Origin of the sequence: Ruegeria sp. AD91A (assembly GCF_003443535.1) — a bacterium.
GTDB lineage: Bacteria > Pseudomonadota > Alphaproteobacteria > Rhodobacterales > Rhodobacteraceae > Ruegeria.
Genome location: NZ_CP031946.1, coordinates 2,985,778 through 3,006,670, shown reverse-complemented (window position 1 = coordinate 3,006,670; position 20,893 = coordinate 2,985,778). Strand labels below are relative to the sequence as shown.

The 20,893-nt window shown below is 58.5% G+C and carries 20 protein-coding genes and 1 riboswitch; of the genes, 3 read left to right on the top strand and 17 right to left on the bottom strand.

Going from position 1 to position 20,893, the window contains the following annotated elements; genetic code table 11:
• Window positions 1-347: 347 nt before the first annotated feature.
• Genes D1823_RS15050 through D1823_RS15040 form a run of 3 tightly spaced genes read right to left on the bottom strand, consistent with a single transcriptional unit; the run spans window position 348 to window position 2,824 of the window.
• Window positions 348-746, bottom strand: a complete 399-nt coding sequence (locus D1823_RS15050; protein ID WP_117871376.1) for a (deoxy)nucleoside triphosphate pyrophosphohydrolase — start codon at window positions 744-746, stop codon at window positions 348-350.
• On the bottom strand, window positions 743-1,969 hold the full coding sequence (gene argJ / locus D1823_RS15045) for a bifunctional glutamate N-acetyltransferase/amino-acid acetyltransferase ArgJ (protein ID WP_117871374.1): 1,227 nt from the start codon (window positions 1,967-1,969) through the stop codon (window positions 743-745). The genes D1823_RS15050 and argJ overlap by 4 nt, the downstream gene beginning before the upstream one ends.
• A gap of 6 nt (window positions 1,970-1,975) precedes the next feature.
• Complete coding sequence (locus D1823_RS15040) at window positions 1,976-2,824, bottom strand: peptidylprolyl isomerase (RefSeq protein WP_117871372.1); 849 nt, start codon at window positions 2,822-2,824, stop codon at window positions 1,976-1,978.
• 176 nt (window positions 2,825-3,000) lie between these two features.
• Here D1823_RS15040 and secA point away from each other — a divergent pair, with 176 nt between their 5' ends.
• The 3 genes from secA to D1823_RS15025 all read left to right on the top strand — a co-directional run bounded on the left by secA (window position 3,001) and on the right by D1823_RS15025 (window position 8,316).
• Window positions 3,001-5,718 (top strand): preprotein translocase subunit SecA, encoded by a 2,718-nt coding sequence (gene secA, locus D1823_RS15035; RefSeq protein WP_117871370.1) that lies wholly within the window; start codon window positions 3,001-3,003, stop codon window positions 5,716-5,718.
• A 99-nt stretch (window positions 5,719-5,817) separates the two neighbouring features.
• Window positions 5,818-6,735 (top strand): hypothetical protein, encoded by a 918-nt coding sequence (locus D1823_RS15030; RefSeq protein ID WP_117871368.1) that lies wholly within the window; start codon window positions 5,818-5,820, stop codon window positions 6,733-6,735.
• A 24-nt stretch (window positions 6,736-6,759) separates the two neighbouring features.
• A complete protein-coding gene (locus tag D1823_RS15025; protein ID WP_117871366.1) occupies window positions 6,760-8,316 on the top strand; it encodes a phosphate ABC transporter substrate-binding/OmpA family protein in 1,557 nt (518 codons plus the stop codon).
• A gap of 3 nt (window positions 8,317-8,319) precedes the next feature.
• On the opposite strand, the gene radC is transcribed toward D1823_RS15025, so the two are convergent.
• The 14 genes from radC to dnaK all read right to left on the bottom strand — a co-directional run bounded on the left by radC (window position 8,320) and on the right by dnaK (window position 20,827).
• Window positions 8,320-9,075 (bottom strand): DNA repair protein RadC, encoded by a 756-nt coding sequence (gene radC, locus D1823_RS15020; protein ID WP_117871364.1) that lies wholly within the window; start codon window positions 9,073-9,075, stop codon window positions 8,320-8,322.
• A gap of 35 nt (window positions 9,076-9,110) precedes the next feature.
• Window positions 9,111-9,845, bottom strand: coding sequence for an ABC transporter permease (locus D1823_RS15015; protein ID WP_117871362.1), 735 nt, complete (start codon window positions 9,843-9,845; stop codon window positions 9,111-9,113).
• Complete coding sequence (locus D1823_RS15010) at window positions 9,842-10,570, bottom strand: ABC transporter ATP-binding protein (RefSeq protein WP_117871360.1); 729 nt, start codon at window positions 10,568-10,570, stop codon at window positions 9,842-9,844. Before D1823_RS15010 ends, D1823_RS15015 begins: the two co-directional genes overlap by 4 nt.
• Window positions 10,567-11,241 carry a thiaminase II gene (tenA, locus tag D1823_RS15005; protein ID WP_117871358.1) on the bottom strand — a complete coding sequence of 225 codons (675 nt, stop codon included), beginning with the start codon at window positions 11,239-11,241 and terminating at the stop codon, window positions 10,567-10,569. Before tenA ends, D1823_RS15010 begins: the two co-directional genes overlap by 4 nt.
• Window positions 11,238-12,173 carry an ABC transporter substrate-binding protein gene (locus D1823_RS15000; protein ID WP_117871356.1) on the bottom strand — a complete coding sequence of 312 codons (936 nt, stop codon included), beginning with the start codon at window positions 12,171-12,173 and terminating at the stop codon, window positions 11,238-11,240. The genes tenA and D1823_RS15000 overlap by 4 nt, the downstream gene beginning before the upstream one ends.
• 20 nt (window positions 12,174-12,193) lie before the next feature.
• Window positions 12,194-13,159, bottom strand: a complete 966-nt coding sequence (locus D1823_RS14995; protein ID WP_117871354.1) for a HesA/MoeB/ThiF family protein — start codon at window positions 13,157-13,159, stop codon at window positions 12,194-12,196.
• Window positions 13,156-13,752 carry a thiamine phosphate synthase gene (locus D1823_RS14990; RefSeq protein ID WP_117871351.1) on the bottom strand — a complete coding sequence of 199 codons (597 nt, stop codon included), beginning with the start codon at window positions 13,750-13,752 and terminating at the stop codon, window positions 13,156-13,158. Before D1823_RS14990 ends, D1823_RS14995 begins: the two co-directional genes overlap by 4 nt.
• Complete coding sequence (locus D1823_RS14985) at window positions 13,749-14,513, bottom strand: thiazole synthase (protein ID WP_117871349.1); 765 nt, start codon at window positions 14,511-14,513, stop codon at window positions 13,749-13,751. The genes D1823_RS14990 and D1823_RS14985 overlap by 4 nt, the downstream gene beginning before the upstream one ends.
• Window positions 14,514-14,515: 2 nt before the next feature.
• On the bottom strand, window positions 14,516-14,710 hold the full coding sequence (thiS, locus tag D1823_RS14980) for a sulfur carrier protein ThiS (protein WP_117871347.1): 195 nt from the start codon (window positions 14,708-14,710) through the stop codon (window positions 14,516-14,518).
• Window positions 14,694-15,671 carry an FAD-dependent oxidoreductase gene (locus D1823_RS14975; RefSeq protein ID WP_117871345.1) on the bottom strand — a complete coding sequence of 326 codons (978 nt, stop codon included), beginning with the start codon at window positions 15,669-15,671 and terminating at the stop codon, window positions 14,694-14,696. The genes thiS and D1823_RS14975 overlap by 17 nt, the downstream gene beginning before the upstream one ends.
• Window positions 15,668-16,471 (bottom strand): bifunctional hydroxymethylpyrimidine kinase/phosphomethylpyrimidine kinase, encoded by an 804-nt coding sequence (thiD, locus tag D1823_RS14970; protein WP_117871343.1) that lies wholly within the window; start codon window positions 16,469-16,471, stop codon window positions 15,668-15,670. Before thiD ends, D1823_RS14975 begins: the two co-directional genes overlap by 4 nt.
• Window positions 16,472-16,515: 44 nt before the next feature.
• Window positions 16,516-16,621: riboswitch (TPP riboswitch) on the bottom strand.
• 239 nt (window positions 16,622-16,860) lie between these two features.
• Entirely contained in the window at window positions 16,861-18,009 is a 1,149-nt protein-coding gene (gene dnaJ, locus D1823_RS14965) for a molecular chaperone DnaJ (protein ID WP_117871341.1), read from the bottom strand.
• 3 nt (window positions 18,010-18,012) lie between these two features.
• Window positions 18,013-18,738 (bottom strand): FkbM family methyltransferase, encoded by a 726-nt coding sequence (locus tag D1823_RS14960; protein WP_162896853.1) that lies wholly within the window; start codon window positions 18,736-18,738, stop codon window positions 18,013-18,015.
• Window positions 18,739-18,919: 181 nt separating this feature from the next.
• Window positions 18,920-20,827 carry a molecular chaperone DnaK gene (dnaK, locus tag D1823_RS14955; protein ID WP_117871337.1) on the bottom strand — a complete coding sequence of 636 codons (1,908 nt, stop codon included), beginning with the start codon at window positions 20,825-20,827 and terminating at the stop codon, window positions 18,920-18,922.
• Window positions 20,828-20,893 lie beyond the last annotated feature (66 nt).

The following is a 20,893-nucleotide window of genomic DNA, read 5'->3' as shown; positions in this document are numbered from 1 at the left end:
TTTAGATTTGGATAAGAAGGTAACTCGAACATGCAGCTTGGTTGGAAGCATCTGTCCTGTAAGCAGAAGACATTGCGCTCAATAGTTTTCGGGGCAATTGCTATGGTCGCCTGCACAATCTGGTACGACAGCATTGTACAGTGGCCGCGCGGTCGGGGTCATGTAGTCATTGCCTGTGCCTTTATCGGCTTTCCCATTCAGGCGCTTTACTACGGATTCCGATGGCGTAAGGAGCGTAATACCTAGGAATCAAACAAGTTAAATGCTCCAAAATCTACGACTAACGATCATTAAGATACAAACTTCTTCCACTTAAGTACTGTATCGTTTGCTTGTTTGTCTCATCCTTACAACCAATCCCGTAAAATCGGGATCAGCGGCACATCCGCGGCTGGCATAGGGTAATTCCGCAACTCATTTGCACGCGCCCATTTCAGCGCCTGCCCTTCCTTGGACTGCGGAATGCCGTCCCACTTGCGACAAGCAAACAGCGGCATCAGCAGGTGAAAATCGTCATAGCTGTGGCTGGCAAAAGTCAGCGGGGCGAGGCACGAGGCCCAGGTGTCGATGCCCAGCTCTTCGTGCAATTCGCGGATCAGAGCGGCCTCGGGGGTTTCGCCTGGTTCGATCTTGCCACCGGGGAATTCCCAGAGACCGGCCATAGATTTGCCCTCGGGTCGTTGGGCCAGTAGCACCCGGCCCTCAATGTCGATCAGGGCAACGGCAGACACTAATACAGTTTTCACGAGCGATAATCCGCGTTGATCTCAATATAGCCGTGGGTCAGGTCACAGGTCCAAACGGTGGACTTGCCTACGCCCAGTCCCAGATCAACCGCGATCACCAGATCCTGACCTTTCATATAGGCGGCGGCTTCATCCTCGCGGTAGTCCGGACTGACCCAGCCCTTTTCGGCAACCAGAATATCACCGAAGGAAATACTTAGCAGGTCGCGGTCGGCGGCGGCACCGGATTTGCCAATGGCCATGACAATGCGGCCCCAATTCGGGTCTTCCCCGGCAATGGCCGTTTTGACCAGCGGAGAGTTGGCGATGGCCAGACCATGTACTTTGGCATCCGAATCCGATGCGGCGCCGATCACACGGATTTCCACGAATTTGGTGGCGCCTTCCCCGTCGCGCACCACTTGTTGCGCTAGGTCCAGCATCACCGTTTCCAATGCCTCCGCGAAGGCGGAATTGCCGGTGGCATCAACGCCCGAAGATCCGGTCGCACACAGCAACAGGCTGTCTGAAGTCGAGGTGTCGCTGTCCACAGTGATGCAGTTGAAGGTGCGATCTGTCTGTGCGCTCAGCATTTCCTGCAACGCGGATTGTTCGACCTGTGCGTCGGTGAAGATATAGACCAGCATCGTCGCCATATCCGGAGCGATCATGCCGGAACCCTTCGCAATCCCTGCAATAGAGACTGTTTTTCCTCCGATCGCAACCTGTGTACTCGCCCCTTTAGGGAACGTATCCGTTGTCATGATCGCGCGTGCGGCATCTTCGACAGCATGGCGGCTGAGGCCTGATTTCAGCGCCTCAAGTTGAGCCACGATGCGATCATGTGGCAGCGGTTCGCCGATGACACCGGTGGACGAGGTAAAGACCCGCTCAACCGGTACGCCGGTTGATTTCGAAACGGCCTGCGTCACTTCAGCGACCGAAGTTTGACCGTAGTGGCCGGTAAAGGCATTGGCGTTGCCAGAGTTCACCAGGATCGCTGCCGGACCTTCGCTGGATCCACCGATTTTCTCCTGACAATCCAGCACCGGTGCGGCACGGGTGGCGGAACGGGTGAAGACCCCGGCCACTGATGTGCCCGGATCCAGAACTGCCAGCATGACGTCGGTACGGCCCTGATAGCGCACACCCGCCTCGACGGTGGCAAAGCGCACACCGTCAATCGCGGGCAGATCAGGGAAAGACGCAGGCGCCAGCGGCGAAACCTTGGTGATCGTGGCCACGTGTCTTTACTCCTGAATCAGGTCCAGTTGACGCATGATCTCGGGGCCCGCGCCTTCGAGCACGGGGCGTTCGATCTGTGCCTGCTGCGTCAACTCGTCGATCCGCGCCTGAATGGCATCCTGTTGTATTGACTGAGCCAACTCATCGCGCACCGCGTCCAGTTCGGGTGCCTCGGTTTTGCGCTTGTCGTTCAGCTTGACCAGATGCCAGCCAAATTGAGTTTGCACCGGTTCCGACACCTGTCCTTTTTCAAGCGCGATCACTGCTTCCTCGAATTCGGGTACCATCTGGCCTTTTCCGAACCATCCCAGCGCACCACCATTCGGGCCGGACGGACCGGTCGAGTTCTCGCGCGCGAGTTCCGCAAAATCGGCACCATCATCAAGCTGTGGCTTGAGCGCTTTGGCTTCTTCTTCCGTTTCAACCAGAATATGGCTGGCGTCGAATTCGTCTTCACCCGCAAATTCATTGAAGCGCGCGTCATAAGCGGCCTGAATGGCTTCGTCCGTAACAACATCGTTGGTCAGGGCTGCGACTGTCTGAACCGCCTGAAGCGACCGCTTTTCATTGTCGAGTGTCAGCGCGTTCTGCTTGTTCAAACCTTCCTGTTGCTGTCCCAGCAATTGCTGCTGGATCAGCTGTTCCAGAACGAAATCGAACAGAACATCATCTTCCGCTTGCTGGTATTGCGCCGGTAGAGACGCGACGGTGGCGATCACGTGACCCAGTGTGATCTCATCCCCGTTTACCCGAGCAACTATGGTTGACGCATCCGGCTTGGTTTCGGCGGCCAGAGGCAGGGCCATCACGGCAGCGAGGGCCAGCGATGGCAGAAAAGTGAGGCCTTTGGGCATTGAATCATCCTATTTTCTTGCCGCGACAGGGCGCAGCGTTGACACTCTGGAACCTGCCGCTTACATCGCTTCGTAGCCTTGGACAGGGCCGCCTTTCACCCCCCGTATCTATGGGTTGCGCGCAAGGTGGGCAAGCCTGTCGCAACCACGAAAAGAACAGATCCGCTGGAGTGAACATGCTGGGACTCGGAACGCTCGCCAAAAAGGTGTTCGGAACACCGAACGACCGCAAGATCAAGGCGACCCGCCCGCTGGTCGAAAAGATCAACACACTGGAACCAGAGTTTGAAAAGCTGTCGGATCAGGACCTGATCGACAAGACTGAAGAACTGCGTAAGCGCGCACTGGATGGTGAAAGCCTGGATGACCTGCTGCCCGAGGCTTTTGCCAACGTGCGCGAGGGCGCCAAACGCGCGCTTGGACTGCGGGCCTTTGATGTGCAGCTGATGGGCGGCATTTTCCTGCATCAGGGCAACATCTCGGAAATGAAGACGGGCGAGGGCAAGACTCTGGTCGCCACCTTCCCGGCTTATCTGAATGCGCTGACCGGCAAGGGCGTGCACGTCGTCACGGTGAACGAGTACCTGGCCAAGCGTGACGCGGAATGGATGGGCAAGGTTTTTGCTGCCGTGGGCATGACCACCGGCGTGATCTGGTCGGGCCAGTCCGACGCGGAAAAACTGGCCGCGTATTCCTGTGACATCACGTATGCCACCAACAATGAGCTGGGCTTCGACTATCTGCGCGACAACATGAAGGCGGATCTGGAGCAGGTTTACCAGAAGCATCACAACTTTGCGATTGTGGACGAGGTCGACTCGATCCTGATCGATGAAGCGCGGACGCCGCTGATCATCTCGGGTCCTGCGCAGGACCGTTCGGACCTGTACACCGCCATTGATGCCTTGATCCCGACGCTGAGCGAAGATCACTACACCCTGGACGAAAAATCGCGCAATGTGACCTTCACCGATGAAGGCAACGAGTTTCTCGAGGGCCAACTGCTTCAGGCAGGCCTGATTCCCGAAGGCCATTCCCTGTATGACCCGGAAAGCACCACCGTCGTGCATCACGTCAATCAGGCGCTGCGAGCACACAAGCTGTTCCAGCGCGACAAGGATTACATTGTGCGCGACGGCAATGTTGTTCTGATCGATGAATTCACCGGCCGCATGATGCCGGGTCGTCGCCTGTCCGAAGGTCTGCATCAGGCGATCGAAGCCAAGGAAAAGGTTCAGATCCAGCCGGAAAATGTCACATTGGCCAGCGTGACATTCCAGAACTATTTCCGCCTGTACGACAAACTGAGCGGCATGACCGGCACCGCGCTGACCGAAGCCGAAGAATTTGCCGAGATTTACGGTCTGGGCGTGGTCGAAGTTCCGACCAACCTGCCGATTGCCCGTATCGACGAAGATGATCAGGTCTATCGTACAGCCGCCGAAAAATACAATGCGATGATCGCCCAGACGAAAAAGGCACAGGAAAAGGGCCAGCCTGTTCTGCTGGGGACCACGTCGATCGAAAAATCCGAACTGCTGAGCCAGATGTTGGCGAAGGAAGGAATCGAGCACAACGTTCTGAACGCCCGTCAGCATGAACAAGAGGCTGAGATCGTCGCTGATGCCGGTCGTCTGGGTGCGGTAACCATCGCCACCAACATGGCCGGTCGCGGCACCGACATTCAGCTTGGCGGCAATGTCGAGATGAAGGTGCTGAAAGCGCTTGCCGAAAATCCTGACGCTGACCCGTCCGAGCTGCGGGCCACAGAAGAAGCACGCCACGCCGAGGAAAAAGAAAAGGTGCTGGCTGCTGGTGGCCTTTACGTCATTGCGTCTGAACGCCACGAAAGCCGCCGCATCGACAACCAGCTTCGGGGTCGTTCGGGCCGTCAGGGCGACCCGGGTCGCACGGTATTCTACCTGAGCCTCGAGGATGACCTGATGCGCATCTTTGGCTCGGAACGGCTGGACAAGGTCCTGACCACGCTAGGCATGAAAGAAGGCGAGGCGATCGTCCACCCTTGGGTGAACAAGTCGCTGGAACGCGCACAATCCAAGGTCGAAGGCCGCAACTTTGATATGCGCAAGAACGTTCTCAAGTTTGACGACGTGATGAACGACCAGCGGAAGGTGATCTTCAGCCAGCGCCGCGAAATCATGTCGGCGAACGACCTGTCCGAGATCGTCTCGGATATGCGAGAACAGGTGATCGACGACCTGATTGACGAATACATGCCGCCGAAATCCTATGCCGATCAGTGGGATACGGAGGGTCTGCACGAGGCGATCAAGGACAAGCTGTCCATCGACGCCCCGGTTCAGGACTGGGCGGCCGAGGAAGGCGTGGATGACGAGCAAGTGCGCGAGCGTCTGATCAAGGCCGCCGATGAGATGATGGCCCAGAAGGCCGTCGCCTTTGGCCCTGAAAATATGCGCAACATCGAGAAGCAGGTTCTGCTGCAGACTATTGACAGCAAGTGGCGCGAGCACCTGCTGACACTGGAACACCTGCGTTCGGTCGTCGGCTTCCGCGGGTACGCCCAGCGCGATCCGCTGAACGAATACAAGAACGAAAGCTTCCAACTGTTCGAAAGCATGCTGGATTCCCTACGCGAAACCGTGACTCAGCAATTGTCGCGCGTGCGCCCGCTGACCGAGGAAGAACAGAAAGAAATGCTGGCACAGATGGCCGGACAGCAGGCTCAGGCGCAGCAGGCTGTGGACAAAGCCACGAATCAGGCCGAAGCAAAAGCCGAAGCTGCGGCTTCCGGTGACGCGCTGCCGGGCTTCGACGAAAACGATCCCTCAACCTGGGGCAACCCATCCCGCAATGACCCATGTCCCTGCGGGTCAGGCAAGAAGTTCAAACACTGCCATGGCCGCCTGACCTAACGTCACCCGTCAAATCCACAATGTGTTCGTCTCGCGGCCACAAATTGGCCGCGATTCGTGGCGAAAGTGCGATTTGCTCCTTCAACTGGGGAGGGTGTCTTGTTTGTAGTTCGAAACTACGTAACCATGTGCGGAACGGTCGCTTGTGCATTGGGCATTGGCTACCTGATGCAAAACGGATCACCTGCGCAGCCTGCCGGTGCGCAGCAAGGGGTCGACGTCGCGTCGGCATCCGAGCAGTCTTCGGTTCTGTCGGGGCTGGATGGTATCGTACAGACTTCGGCTACTGTCTCTGACGCGATTCCGGGCAACGCCACGCCTGTATCCCGTGCAGTTCCGGCGCCTTCCAGGCCTTCTGATTGCAGTATAAGTGCACGCGCTGTTGCAGTTCCCGGCGCGATGGCGCGCCTGTCCCTCAAAGCGCCGTGCCACAAGAACGAGCGGGTTGAAGTCCACCATAGCGGCCTGACGGTCAGCCAGAAAACCAACGAATCCGGTGCTCTGGACATGACGATCCCGGCACTTTCGGAATATGCGATTTTTCTGATTTCATTTGAAAATGAAGCGGGCACTGTCGCCACCACTCACGTTACCGATATTGCCGAATATGACCGCGTCGCCCTACAATGGCAGGGTGATACTGAGTTGCAGATTCACGCGCTGGAATTTGGGGCAAGCTATGGCAGCAGCGGCCATGTATGGGATGATGCATCGGCAAAAGGCGCAGGAGAAGTTCTGCGCCTGGGCCAGGCGGGTCTGGGTGATACTAAGAATGTTCAAGTGTATTCCTTTCCGGCAGGCACAACGGATCGGTCCGGCACCATCGACCTGACAGTCGAAGCTGAAGTGACCGAAGCCAATTGCGGGCACACGTTGAATGTGCAGGCGCTGGAACTTCTTTCGGACCGCCGCCTGCGGTCGCGCGACATGTCGCTGACCCTGCCTGATTGTTCACAAGCCGGTGAGTTTCTGGTGTTGAATAATCTGCTCTCAGACCTGACAATTGCGGCAAAGTAATCCGCAGGCAGGCTCGGCTCTCTTATGACTTTCTTTCGTGCGGCGGTGACCGCGCTGTTTTTCGTTGCAAGTGCGACCTGTGCCGTGGCGCAGGACATCACGCTGACGTCTCATGACGGCAAGGTCGAAGTAACAGGCAACCTGCTGGGCTTTGACGGCGAATTCTACCGCGTTGACACGCAGTTCGGTGAGTTGACCGTTGATGGTTCGGGCGTCACATGCGACGGACCTGCGTGCCCCAGCCTGACGGATTTCGTAGCCGAGTTGCGGTTTTCCGGATCATCGGTAATGGCCGAAACGGTCTTGCCCGCGCTGATCATCGGGTTTGCGCGGCAGGAAGACCTGACCGCAACGCCTGCCCGCGTGGATTCGGACACCTTCGTCTATGAGCTTTTTCAGGCAGGCCGTCAGGCCCCGCTGGCGCGGTTCTACTTTGACGTCGGGACCACGGATCGCGGGTTTGCCAAGCTGATCGAGGATCAGACAGATATCGTGATGGCCCTGCGCGAAGTACGCGAGGTGGAACGGGATGCAGCAGAATCCGCAGGGCTGGGTGATCTGAAACGGGCCCGACGATCCAGGGTTGTTGCATTGGACGCCATGGTTCCGGTGGTGGCACCCGATAGTGTGATGCGTCAGATTTCGCTGGCCGATTTGGCGCGCATTCTGTCAGGTGAAGTGAAGAACTGGGTGGACCTGGGCGGGCCGGATGCACCGATCGCCTTGCATGTGCCGGATCCGGGATCAGGGCTGGCGCAGGCCGTCGAGGATCAGGTCCTGAAAACGGCCGGTGTGGAAATGTCTGAAAGTGCGATCCGCCATGCGCGCGCACACGATCTGATCAGGGCTGTGGCCAAAGATCCGTTTTCCATCGGAATCGCCAGCAAGGCGACAGCCGACAACGTCCGAGCCCTGCCGCTGACCGGAGGTTGTGGGCATCCGCTGGCAGCAACCCGTCAATCGATCAAGACCGAGGATTATCCGCTGAATCTGCCGATGTTCCTATATCTGCCCGAACGCCGCCTGCCGCGGATCGCGCGACAGTTTCTGGCCTATAGCCTAAGCCCCGGTGCCCAGATGGCCATTCGTGACGCAGGTTACGTGGATCAATCGCCCGAAATCTTGCCGATTGACGTACAAGGCGGCCGGCTGGCCAACGCCATCGCCACCGGAGGGCCAGAGGTTGGGCTGGACGAGCTTCAGCGCATGATCAAAACACTGCGTCCCCTGTCGCGCCTGTCCCTATCGGTCCGGTTCGAGCCGGGGTCGTCCCGCCCGGACGCACAGTCACGCTCCAACATTCAGCAGTTGGCGCATATGCTTGATGCCGGAACACTGAAGGCACGCAAGCTGGTGTTTGCTGGCTTCAGCGACGGGGATGGCGGGGCCGCCGCCAACGCCCGCATTGCCCTGCGGCGTGCACAAACCGTGCGAAACGCGGTTCTGGCCGCAGCTGAGACATCAATATCAGACAGTATCGAGGTATCCGCCGAAGGATTTGGCGAAGCAATGCCGATGGCCTGTGACGACACCGAATGGGGGCGCAAGGTCAACCGCCGGGTCGAGATCTGGGTGCAGTAGACGTTACAGATACCCTTCCGCACGAAAGCTCAACTCGGTCGATTTTCCTATGATCAGGTGGTCGTGCAGGGTCAGGCCCAACGCCGAACAGGCATCCTGAATACGGTTGGTCATGTCGATATCCGATTGCGAGGGCGTCGGATCACCCGACGGGTGGTTGTGCACCAGAATCAGGGCCGAGGCATTCAGCTCGAGCGCCCTTTTCGCGACCTCGCGCGGGTACACCGGCACATGATCCACAGTGCCCTTGGCCTGTTCCTCATCCGCGATCATTACGTTCTTGCGATCCAGATAGAACACGCGGAACTGTTCGATCTCACGATGCGCCATCGTGGTGTGACAGTAATCCAGCAGCGCGTCCCAGCCCGAGATCACATGCCGCTGCATCACTCGGGCGCGGGCCATCCGGTGGGCACAGGCCTCAAGGATCTTCAGGTCTGTGACTATAGTATCCCCAACGCCCTTGATCTGACGCAACCGTTCCTCGGGCGCGGTCAGGACACGATTGAAATCACCAAAGGTATCCATCAACGCCCGTGCCAGTGGCTTCACATCCTGCCGGGGAATGGACCGGAACAGGACCAGCTCCAGCAGCTCATAATCCGGCATTGCGGCCGACCCACCCGCCATGAACCGTTCACGCAGTCGCTTGCGGTGGTCTTTAATGTAGGAGGGCAAACGACCAGAGGGCAGCGGCTGCGCCGGCGCTTCGTCCGTATCAAACAGCATCGGGGCTTCGGCAAAGGCGTCCTGTGTCATAACCTCACCCTGACCCAGAATCGGTTTCTGATTGGTTAACGCATCTCACCTGCCATGCGTGCCGTGGCCCGGCGGACAATCATGTGCAGAAGGATCGAGAACACACCCAGCGTCAGCATCGCGGCAAACATGAGATCGGTCTTGGCCCGCCCATTGGCCAGCAGCATCAGATAGCCCAGCCCCTGCGACGAGCCGACCCATTCACCGATCACTGCCCCAATCGGAGCATACACCGCCGCCAGCCGCATCCCCGACGCCAGCGACGGCAGAGCAGCCGGAATACGGATATGCCACAATACGGCGCGCTTGCTGGCCTGCATCGTTCGGGCCAGATCCAGATACCCCGAAGGGGTGCGCATAAGCCCGTCGAAGAAAGACGAGGTGATCGGGAAATAGATGATCAGCACTGCCATGGCGACCTTGGACCAGAGCCCGTAGCCCAGCCACAGTGTCAGCAACGGCGCCAATGCGAAAACCGGCAGAGCCTGCGTAAACACGAGCATCGGCTGTACCAGCACCCGCGCCGCCCGAGAGTTTGCCAACTGCAACGCGGTGACGACACCCAGCAGCGTCCCGCACGCCATACCGATAACCACTTCGATCGCCGTGATCCAGGTATGTTCCGCTATCACCCAGCGGTTCTGCCACCAGGTCTCGGCCACCACTGCAGGCCCAGGCAGGATGAATTTTGGCAATCCGGTCAGGGTCACGATGCCCTGCCAGATCAACAAAGCAAACAAAGTTGCGGCCAATGCAGAAAAATACTTCATGCCGCGCTCTCACGGAGAAGACGCAGCAAGGCACCTTGGGTTTCCAATGTCTCCAAGTCGTCCACGCTGCGCGGGGCCGGGGCGTGCGGCGGATCGCAGGGCGTCAATCCGTGTTCAGTCATCACTACGATGGATTGCCCCAAACGCGCAGCTTCCGCCGGATCATGTGTCACAAGAAGGACGGTGCGGCCGTTCAAAGCTTCGGCGGCCAGTTCCTGCATGTCAGCGCGGGTGCGGGCATCGAGCGCCGAAAAGGGCTCGTCCAGCAAAACAACGGGGCGGTCTTCCATCAAGGTCCGGGCCAAAGCGACACGCTGGCGTTGCCCACCGGACAACGCGTTGGGCTTCTTGTTCATGTGATCCTGCAGCCGCATACGTTCGATAAGGCGGTCGCGTCGATCAAGATCAACGGTTTCACCACGCAAACGCGCGCCCAGAGAGACATTCTGCGCGACGGTTGCCCAGGGCAACAGAAGATCATCCTGAGCCATGTATGAGACACGCCCAGATACCGGAAAGCCATCACTGGCCGTGATTCGACCAGCAAAAACCGCCCCGGTCTCGAGCCCGGCAATCAACCGCAGAATTGTGGTTTTTCCCACGCCCGAACCGCCCAGCAGGCACGTCCACGCCCCGGCCCCAAGGGTCAGGGACAGCGGCGCAAACAGGGTCGCGCCGTCGATCGTGGCGGTACCGCTGATGGTCAGATCGGGCGCAGGGGTCATGGAGTCAAACCCATCTGCCAGAAGTCAACCTCAAGCTCTGTCGCCTTGCGGAAGGTCTGGCACAGTCGATCCCAGCGTGGCGAATCCTGAAAATCTGCCCCAATGCGTCTTGTTAGAGCCTGATCCAGCAACTCGCCGACCGCCGCACATGCGTCTTGGTAGTCTTCGCCAGCATAAGTGTCGATCCAGCCGCGATATGTCCCCGAAGTTTCTTCAGCGGACAGACGCGTACCGATCTCACCATATCCCATGACGCAAGGAACAAGCGCCGCTAGCAGATCCAGAAGGTCTCCGCTGTAGCCTGCTTCCAGGACAAAACGGGTATAGGCCAGATTCTCGTGACGCTCCGGTGTGGCAAACAGCTCAGCCTGCGAGATGCCTTCTGCCGCGCAGATACCGATATGCAGTTTCATCTCTTCGCTGATCAAACCGTTCGCGGTTCGCGATGCGGCAAGCATTTCTTCATGCGTTTCCGATTTCACCACCGCCAAGGCCCACGCGCGGCTGAAGTGGATAAGGAACACATAATCCTGCCGCAGGTAGTGCAGAAACGCCTCGCGCGGCAGCGTTCCATCTTTCATGCCCTCCACGAAGGCGTGGCGGGTATAATCCCGCCACGGCCCCGCCGCAGCATCACGCATCAGCGCAAAGGCTTTGCCATAGTTGCTCATTGCGCGGTCACGTCGATGGTGATGTCACTGACCGGAAGGACGCTGTCGATCATCCCGCTTTCGTTCAGGAAGGTTTCGAACCGAGCATAACGACCGGCATCAAAACCTGCCGGACGCAGTGCAAAGCGCGGCAGTGTATCAACCCAGGCGCGGGCATTCAGATCGTCCTGAAGTTCGGGCGAGGTGGCCGCAAAGATCTCCCAGCTTTTCTCCGGATTGTTGACGATATATTGAGTCGCTTTTTCTGTCGCGGCGAGGAACCTGGCAATCTTGTCCTTGTCCATCGTATCCGGGTTGGCGACATAGATCAGTTCGTCATAAGACGGAACGCCCTCTTCCTCGATGTAGAAGCAGGTGCCGGGACGACCTTCGATATCCATCTGGTTCAGCTCGAAGTTGCGATATGCGCCAATGACCGCATCCACCTGGCCGGTCATCAGCGACGGCGAGAGGGAAAAGTTGACGTTGATCAGTTCAACATCGTCCAGAGCAACACCATATTTGCCCAGAACGGTACCAAGGATGGCTTCTTCCACCCCTGCAACCGAGAACCCGATTTTTTTACCCTTGAGGTCGGCCGGCGACTTGATTGGCCCGTCTTCCAGCACCAGAAGACAGTTCAGTGGTGTTGCGACCAATGTTCCAACGCGCTTCAAGGGCAAGCCCTCGTGAATCTGCAGGTGCAATTGCGGTTGGTAAGACACTGCCAGATCAGCCTGACCGGCAGCCACCAAGCGTGGCGGGGCGGACGGATCGGCGGGCGGAACGATCTCGACCTCAAGCCCCTGTTCGGCAAAATAGCCGTTTTCCTGCGCCACGATGATGGGACCATGGTCAGGGTTGATGAACCAGTCCAGCAGGACGGTCATCTGGTCTTCGGCCCATGCTGGCGCGGCGGCCAGAAGGGCGATGGCTGTCATCAGCTTTTTCATGTCTCGCGTTTCCTTTTTCTTCACGAGGTTGAAGCCGCGACGAGGACAATCTCGCCCGGCCAATCTGGTTGAATCTGTTCGGCGGCGCGCCATGCACGCAGACCGGTGGCACAGCAAATCACCAGCCGTTTTCCTTTGTTAGGGTCTATTTCGTGTAAGTTATCCGGTGATATGCGCGTCGCGTTCGAATGGGCGGGTGCGGGCTCTTCCTGCGAACTGCGTAGCTCGATTATTTGATCCGTGTCCTTCAGCTGGCTTGTGGACAGAAAGCGAAAGCAGCTGTCGGGCTCGGGTGCATCATCAAAGCGAAACCCGGTGCTACGCAGGGTTCTTGCGTCATATTGAACCAACTGCCCAAGGGGCGAGGGATCAAGCCCAAGGATCACGTTAAGCGCCATCTGCGCTTGCATCGCCCCGATCACGCCAACCACGGGGCCCAGAACCCCCGCAGTGGCGCAGCTGGCGCCACTGTCCGGCGCATCGGGAAAGACAGCGCGCAGGGATGGGCCCCCACCGCAGAACCCACCCACATATCCCGAAAGCCCCAGAACCGAGGCACTGATCAAAGGCTTGCCTTGCGCCAGACAAGTATCCGACAGGATGTAGCTGGCCGCGTAGCTGTCAGCGCAATCCAGAATGATATCAGCTCGCGAGACCATTTCAGGCGCGTTCTCGCCAGTCAGAACCTGATTCAAACCGGTGACATCAGTTTCACCATTCAGCGCGCGACAACGGGCGGCGGCGGTTTCCGCCTTGGATTGCCCGCAATCGGCCTCGGAGAAAAACGTTTGACGGTGCAGGTTCGACAGATCGACGGTGTCACCATCCAGTATCGTTACTTGTCCGACCCCGGCCCCCGCCAAAAGCGGCAGAACCGGTGCAGCAAGACCGCCCGCACCGACGACCAGAACACGGGCCGCTGACAGTCGTGCCTGCCCTTGCGCCCCAACTTCGGGCAGAAGCGTCTGGCGGGCATATCGGCTCATCGTGTGACCTCAATCCACGCGCGCAGCCGGGCTTCGGGGTCGGCATTCAGTGTGATGTCCGTGACCGCCGAGACAATGTCCGCCCCGGCCTCCAGCACACCTGCCGCGCGCTGAACACTCATCCCACCAATACCAACCAAAGGAATACCACCGACCCGCACCTTCCATTCCGTTACGCGGGGCAGGCCCTGCTGATGCCATTTCATCTTTTTCAGAATGGTGGGGTAGACTGGACCCAGGGCCACGTAGTCGGGATCCATGGCCAGTACACGCTCAAGCTCATCATCGTCATGGGTGGAAACACCCAGTTTCAGACCCGCTTTTCGAATGGCTTTCAGGTCTGCATCGTCCAGATCTTCCTGTCCCAGATGAATCCAGTCGCAACCCAGATCGATCGCGTGCTGCCAATAGTCATTGATAACCAGAACCGCCCCATAGTCGCGGCACAGATCGCGGGAGACTGCGATCTGGTCGCGCACCACTTCGTCTGGCTGATCCTTGACGCGCAGCTGCACCAGTTTCACGCCCAGCGGCAGCATCCGCCGCAGCCAGTCCGAGTGATCAAAGATTGGATAGAAACGGTCCAGCGTCATGACAGGAATGCCTTTCCAACAACGGGAGTGGAAGGTTCAGCCATATCGCGCGCCTCGATCGGGTCTGCCTGATGGGCCAACTGCCCGGCAAGGGTTGCCTGCGCCATTGCTCTGGCCATCACAACAGGATCTCCGGCGCGGGCCACAGCGGTGTTGAGCAGAACCGCGTCATAGCCCAGTTCCATCGCGTGGGCCGCGTGGCTGGGCAAGCCGATACCGGCATCCACGACCAGGGGTATGTCAGAAAACTCGGCCCGCATCGCGCGTAGGGCATATTCGTTGTTCAAACCACGCCCGGACCCGATAGGCGCACCCCAGGGCATCAGCACCTCGCACCCCGCTTCAAGCAGGCGTTCCCCCACGATCAGGTCATCGGTGGTGTATGGAAAAACCTGAAACCCGTCCTCGGTCAGAATGCGCGCGGCTTCGACCAGTTGGAAAACGTCTGGTTGCAGGCTGTCCGTGTGTCCGATGAGTTCCAGCTTGACCCATCGGGTCTCAAACACTTCGCGGGCCATATGGGCAGTCGTCACGGCCTCTTTCACCGTATGGCAACCGGCGGTGTTGGGCAGGATGCGTACACCCAAGTCGCGGATCATGTTCCAAAAGGTCTGGCCCGCACCCGCTTCGCGCCGAAGGGAAACCGTCGCAACGCCTGCGCCGCTTTCGCGGAAGGCGTTTTCCAGAATGGCCGGGCTTGGATATTGCGCCGTGCCCAGCATCAGCGGGTTGGGCAGTTCAGTGCCGTAAAACGTCTTCATCTTCAGCCCCCCTGCATCGGAGCGACAACTTCAACCCGGTCGCCTTCAGCCAATTTGTGAGCGATGCGCAGGCTTGAGGGCACGAAATCTTCGTTCACGGCGGTCGCCACACGACCCGAGAAACCACATTCTTCCAACAATTCCGACAGGGTTTCGGCGTGCACCTCGCGCGCCTCGCCGTTAAGCACGATCTTCATCGACCATCTCCGAATGTGTGTTGTCCAGCGCCAGATCCGCAACGCCCCGCGCCAGTGCCGGTGCCAGCAGATACCCGTGGCGATAGAGCCCGTTGGCATAGATCGTCCGGCCCAAACGTCGGATACGCGGCAAGTTGTCAGGGAAGGCGGGGCGCAGATCGACGCCTATCTCCAAAACTTCAGCTTCGCCAAAAGCCGGGTTCACGGCATAGGCTGCGCTGAGCAGTTCCAGCATCGAACGGGCGGTGATGCGACCGCTATCCTCGGATTCGATCATGGTCGCACCCAACATATAGACGCCGTCGCCGCGCGGAACGATATAGAGCGGCATCCGCGGGTGCAGCAATCGAACCGGGCGTGTCAGTTCCACGTCAGGGCATCGAATAACCAACATCTCGCCCTTCACGCCGCGCAGATCATGCAGGTATTCGCGCGCGTGAAGACCACGGCAGTCAATGGCATTTTCCAGCTGGGCAGGTGCCAGTTTCCGGTGGAACTCCACGCCCTGGCTTAGCAATTGACGATGCAGATCGCGCAGCGCCTGGCGCGGATCGACATGGGCTTCGTGTTCGAAGAACAGGCCCTGGCCAAACCCCGCCAGATCAGGCTCTAATTCGGATATTTTTGCCCGTTTGACCATTGTGAACTCTTTTGTTCGACGCGCGAAGCGGTGCAGGTCCGGCACATCACGGGCGCTCGCGACAACAACCGTTCCCCGCTGAGCCACCTTGGTGCGTTGGGCCCACCATTCGATCGCAGACTGCCCCAGGCGCAGCACCGGTTCTTCCGCGTTTTCATATTCGCACCACGGTGCCAGCATTCCCCCGGCCCACCACGAACAGCCATGCGGGCCCGGTGGCCCGCCGGGGTCGAATATCTGCACTTTCGCACCGCGCGACGCCAGTTCGCTGGCAACGGCAAGACCGGCAACCCCTGCTCCTATGACAGACCAAAGCGTCACGAGGGCCAAACCCGGTGGAAATGATGCACCGGGCCGTGCCCAGCGCCGACATTCAACTCATCCGCGCGCGCGATGGCCCCTTGCAGATAGTCATGCGCCTGCGCAACTGCGCCCCTCAGGGCCAACCCATTAGCCAAACCGGCAGTGATGGACGACGACAAAGTACACCCTGTCCCATGGGTGTTTTTCGTATCCTGACGCGGGGCCTGAAACTCGGCCACGGTACCCGAAGGATCAATCAGCATATCGTGGCAGATATCACCCGACCCGTGTCCGCCTTTCATAACTACTGCATCCGCGCCCAAGGCGCACAATGCCTGGCCCTGTTCGGCCATCTCTTCCGGGGTTTCCGCCGATTGCGTGTTCAGCAGACACGCCGCCTCAGGCAGATTTGGCGTGAGAACCGTCGCCATTGGCAACAACACATCGCGTAGCGTCCGGACCGCCTCCTTTGCCAGCAGGGCATCGCCGGATTTGGCGATCATAACCGGATCAAGAACGACAGGACCTTCAAACACCGCTAAACCCCTGGCGACAGTATGAATGATCTCAGGTGTCGCGAGCATGCCGATTTTGACGGCCTTGACGTCCAGATCACTCAGAACCGTCTCAATTTGGGCAGCAATGACATCCAGTGGAATCCCATGCACCGCGGTGACAGCTTGCGTGTTCTGCGCGGTCACGGCGGTGATGACACTCGCCCCAAAAACACCCAGCGCTGACATAGCCTTTAGGTCGGCCTGAATGCCCGCGCCACCGCCGCTATCAGATCCTGCTATGGTCAGGGCAATTGCCGCCATGTCGTTGCTCCATCTTCTTTGGGCAACGGAGTAAGGAAAACGTCTGTGTTCAAGAGACCGTTCCCTACGCCGGAATTGCCCGGATCAGGTTCGATGGGTTAACGCGATTGCGCCTCTCAGCCCTGTTACAGGGCACCCCAACGGTTGAGGCGGACAATCTCAGGGTCGAGGATCAGAATCAAGACTCAATTTCCAAGACGTATTGCCACTTTCAGCTTTCTGCTAAGGCCAAAACACTATGCGAATAATAGTGTCCAGCGCGGCTCTGCCTCGCGCTCCGGGATATTTTTAGCCAGATGAAGAACGAGTCCCTTGCTTCATCTGGCCATCAATATCCCGGGGGAATCGACCTAAGGCTGCGGGGGAAGAGCCCCCATCAGTGCACGATCTCAGCCTTTCATTCCGTCCCAGAAGGATTTGACGGATGAGAAAAAGCTTTTTGATTCCGGATGGTTGTCTTCGCCCAGATCATCAAACTCGCGCAGCAGCTCTTTCTGGCGGCTGGTCAGGTTGACCGGGGTTTCCACGGCCAGTTCAATGAACATGTCGCCGACGCCACCGCCGCGCAGCGCTGGCATGCCTTTTCCGCGCAGGCGCATTTGCCGACCCGACTGGCTTCCGGCTGGAATCTGAACGCGGCCGCGGCCGCCATCGATGGTCGGAACCTCGATCGATCCGCCCAACGCCGCCTTTGCCATGCTGACCGGCACGCGGCAATAGAGATTGACGCTGTCACGTTCGAACAGTTTGTGCTCGGATACTTCCACGAAAATGTACAGATCGCCCGGAGGACCACCACGCAGTCCGGCCTCACCTTCGCCCGCCAGGCGAATGCGCGTTCCGGTTTCGACACCAGCAGGGATGTTCACCGACAAAGCACGGTCTTTTTCGACCCGGCCAGCCCCCTGACAGGATTTACAAGGGTTCTTGATGATCTGACCCAGTCCCGAACAGGTCGGGCAGGTTCGTTCCACCGTAAAGAAGCCCTGTTGTGCCCGTACTTTCCCCATGCCTGAACAGGTGGGGCAGGAAGTGGGCTCAACGCCACCTTCGGCCCCGGTGCCGTCGCAAGATGAACACGCCACAGCCGTTGGCACATTTATGGTTTTTTGCAGGCCAGAGAATGCCTCTTCCAGCGTCACACGCAGGTTGAAGCGCAGGTCCGAGCCGCGCGCGGCGCGACGCCCGCCGCCACCCCGTTGACCACCCATGAAATCACCGAACAGGTCGTCAAACACATCCGAGAATGCGCTGGAGAAATCGCCTTGCCCGCCAAAGCCGCCACCTGGGCGACCGCCTCCGCCCATGCCGTTTTCAAAAGCAGCATGACCAAAGCGATCATAAGCAGCCTTTTTTTCGGCATCGCGCAGAACATCATAAGCCTCGTTGGCTTCCTTGAACTGCGCCTCAGCATCCGGGTTGTCCTTGTTGCGGTCAGGATGCAGCTCTTTGGCTTTCCTGCGAAAACCCTTCTTGATCTCGTCCGCCGAAGCGCCCTTGGACACGCCGAGCACTTCATAGTAGTCGCGCTTTGACATTTGTTATTCCTTCGTGCCGCCGGACGCGGTGCTTTTATTGAGTCTGTACACGCCGTTGGTGTTGTTTGCAAAACTGGCCACGTAACCTGCCTTATTCAAGATCTGGTCAAGCCCATCGTCCGAATGCTTGATTTCTATCAGCAGCACTTCAGGCCAGATCTCCCGCGGGGCATCTTCAAAAAAAGCGCGCAATACGCGGATTTCCTGGCCTTCAATATCCATTTTCATCGCATCAACCCTGGTCAGCCCGGCATCGCGTATGGCGTCCAGCAACGGAAACGCCTGAACGCACAGATCGCCCGACTCGGCAACTTTGGCGCGACCCCTGTCACCGAGATTCGCAGATTCGAACCACACCTCACCCGGTTTGTCAGACAGTGCTTTATCGCAATGAGTGACTTCACTGGCTTGATTGGCAGCCAGATTGGTACCGAGACGGGCCTTGTTGACCGGATCCGGCTCAACAGCCAGAGCCCTTAGGTTGCGCCCAAACTTCTGCGCAACTGATCTGACCCACAGGGTGTAATGCCCGACATTCGCACCAGCGTCGACAAAGACATAATCACCAGAGCCCTGCGATATATGGTTGGCCAGTGATTGACGCTCATCCAGATCAAAGAATTGCGATCCGGTTATGACTCGACGTTCGGCCCAGTTGTCTGAAGGGTACAATCGGCATTTCTGCCCGCCGAACACTTCAACATCGTAAGGCTCTCGCTGAGAAGCCATCAATACCCTTCGAATTCCGGACGACATCCATTGACGCGGCATACCTTCAGACCACCGGCGCAATCTTTCCACCCGAGTTGAGAGAGCGTAGGTGCCAAATGGAGGTTTCGGAGACGCGTGCTGCATGGTGAAGACCGTTCCGGCGGGCCCTGAATGGGCCCGCCGGAAACCGAGCAACTGGTCAGGCGCGCTTGTTGTCGTCGAGATCTTCGAACTCGGCGTCGACGATGTCATCGTCACCTGGTGCGGCGTCAGCGGCAGCAGGTTCCTCTTCGCCTTCTTCGGCCTGCGCCTTATAGATGGCTTCGCCCAGCTTCATGGCTGCTTCGGTGACGTTCTGGATACCCGACTTGATCTTGTCGGCATTTTCGGTTTCCAGCTCGTCCTTCAGCGCGGCGATCGCCAGCTCGATGGCTTCGATCGTGGTCGGGTCGACCTTGTCGGCATGCTCTTCCATCGACTTCTCGGTCGAGTGGATGAGGCTTTCCGCCTGGTTCTTCGCCTCGATCAGCTCGCGGCGTTCCTTGTCGGCTTCCGCGTTCTCTTCGGCGTCCTTGACCATCTTGTCGATATCTTCGTCCGACAGACCACCTGATGCCTGGATGGTGATCTTCTGCTCTTTACCGGTGCCTTTGTCCTTGGCCGAAACCGAGACAATGCCATTGGCGTCGATGTCAAAAGTCACCTCGATCTGAGGCATGCCGCGCGGTGCAGGCGGGATATCTTCAAGGTTGAACTGACCCAGGATCTTGTTGTCCGCAGCCATTTCGCGCTCACCCTGGAAACAGCGGATGGTCACAGCGTTCTGGTTGTCCTCGGCGGTCGAGAAGACCTGAGACTTTTTCGTCGGGATCGTGGTGTTGCGGTCGATAAGACGAGTGAACACGCCGCCCAACGTCTCGATACCCAGCGAAAGCGGGGTTACGTCCAGCAGAACCACGTCTTTGACGTCACCCTGCAGAACACCGGCCTGAATGGCGGCGCCCATGGCAACTACTTCGTCCGGGTTCACACCCTTGTGCGGCTCTTTACCGAAGAATTTGGTGACCTCTTCGATCACCTTGGGCATGCGGGTCATCCCGCCGACCAGAACAACCTCATCAATGTCGCTCGCCGACAGGCCGGCGTCTTTCAATGCTGCCTGACAGGGTTTCATCGACTTCTTGATCAGATCGCCGACCAGCGATTCCAGCTTGGCACGGGTCAGTTTCATGACCATGTGCAGCGGCTGACCGTTGGCGCCCATCGAGATGAACGGCTGGTTGATCTCGGTCTGCGAGGTCGAGGACAGTTCGATCTTGGCTTTTTCAGCGGCTTCTTTCAGACGCTGCAGGGCCATCTTGTCGCTGGACAGATCGACACCGTGTTCCTTTTTGAACTCATCCGCCAGGTAGTTGACGATGCGCATGTCAAAGTCTTCACCACCCAGGAAGGTGTCGCCATTGGTCGATTTGACCTCGAACAGCCCGTCGTCGATTTCCAGAATGGTCACGTCGAACGTACCACCACCAAGGTCATAAACCGCGATGGTTTGGGTTTCTTCTTTGTCCAGACCATAGGCCAGCGCGGCGGCTGTCGGTTCGTTGATGATCCGCAGCACTTCCAGTCCGGCGATTTTGCCTGCGTCTTTGGTGGCCTGACGCTGGGCGTCATTGAAATACGCGGGAACGGTGATGACCGCCTGCGTGACTTCTTCACCCAGATAGCTCTCGGCGGTTTCCTTCATCTTGCCCAGAGTGAAGGCCGAAATCTGGCTTGGGGAGTATTTTTCGCCGCGGGCTTCCACCCACGCGTCACCGTTGCCGCCATCCACGATGGCGTACGGCACCATTTTCTTGTCCTTCTGGACTTCTGCATCATCCACACGACGACCGATCAGACGCTTGACGCCAAAGATCGTGTTGTCGGGGTTGGTGACCGCCTGACGTTTTGCAGGCTGACCGACCAGTCGCTCATCTTCGGTGAAGGCGACGATCGAAGGCGTGGTCCGCGCCCCTTCGGCGTTTTCGATGACCTTTGGCTGCGAGCCTTCCATGATGGCCACACAGGAGTTTGTGGTTCCGAGGTCAATCCCGATTACTTTTCCCATTTTTGCAATCCCTTTCTCTTCAAGGCGATGTCCCGAGGATCGGACCCGTTATGGCATCCCACCCCC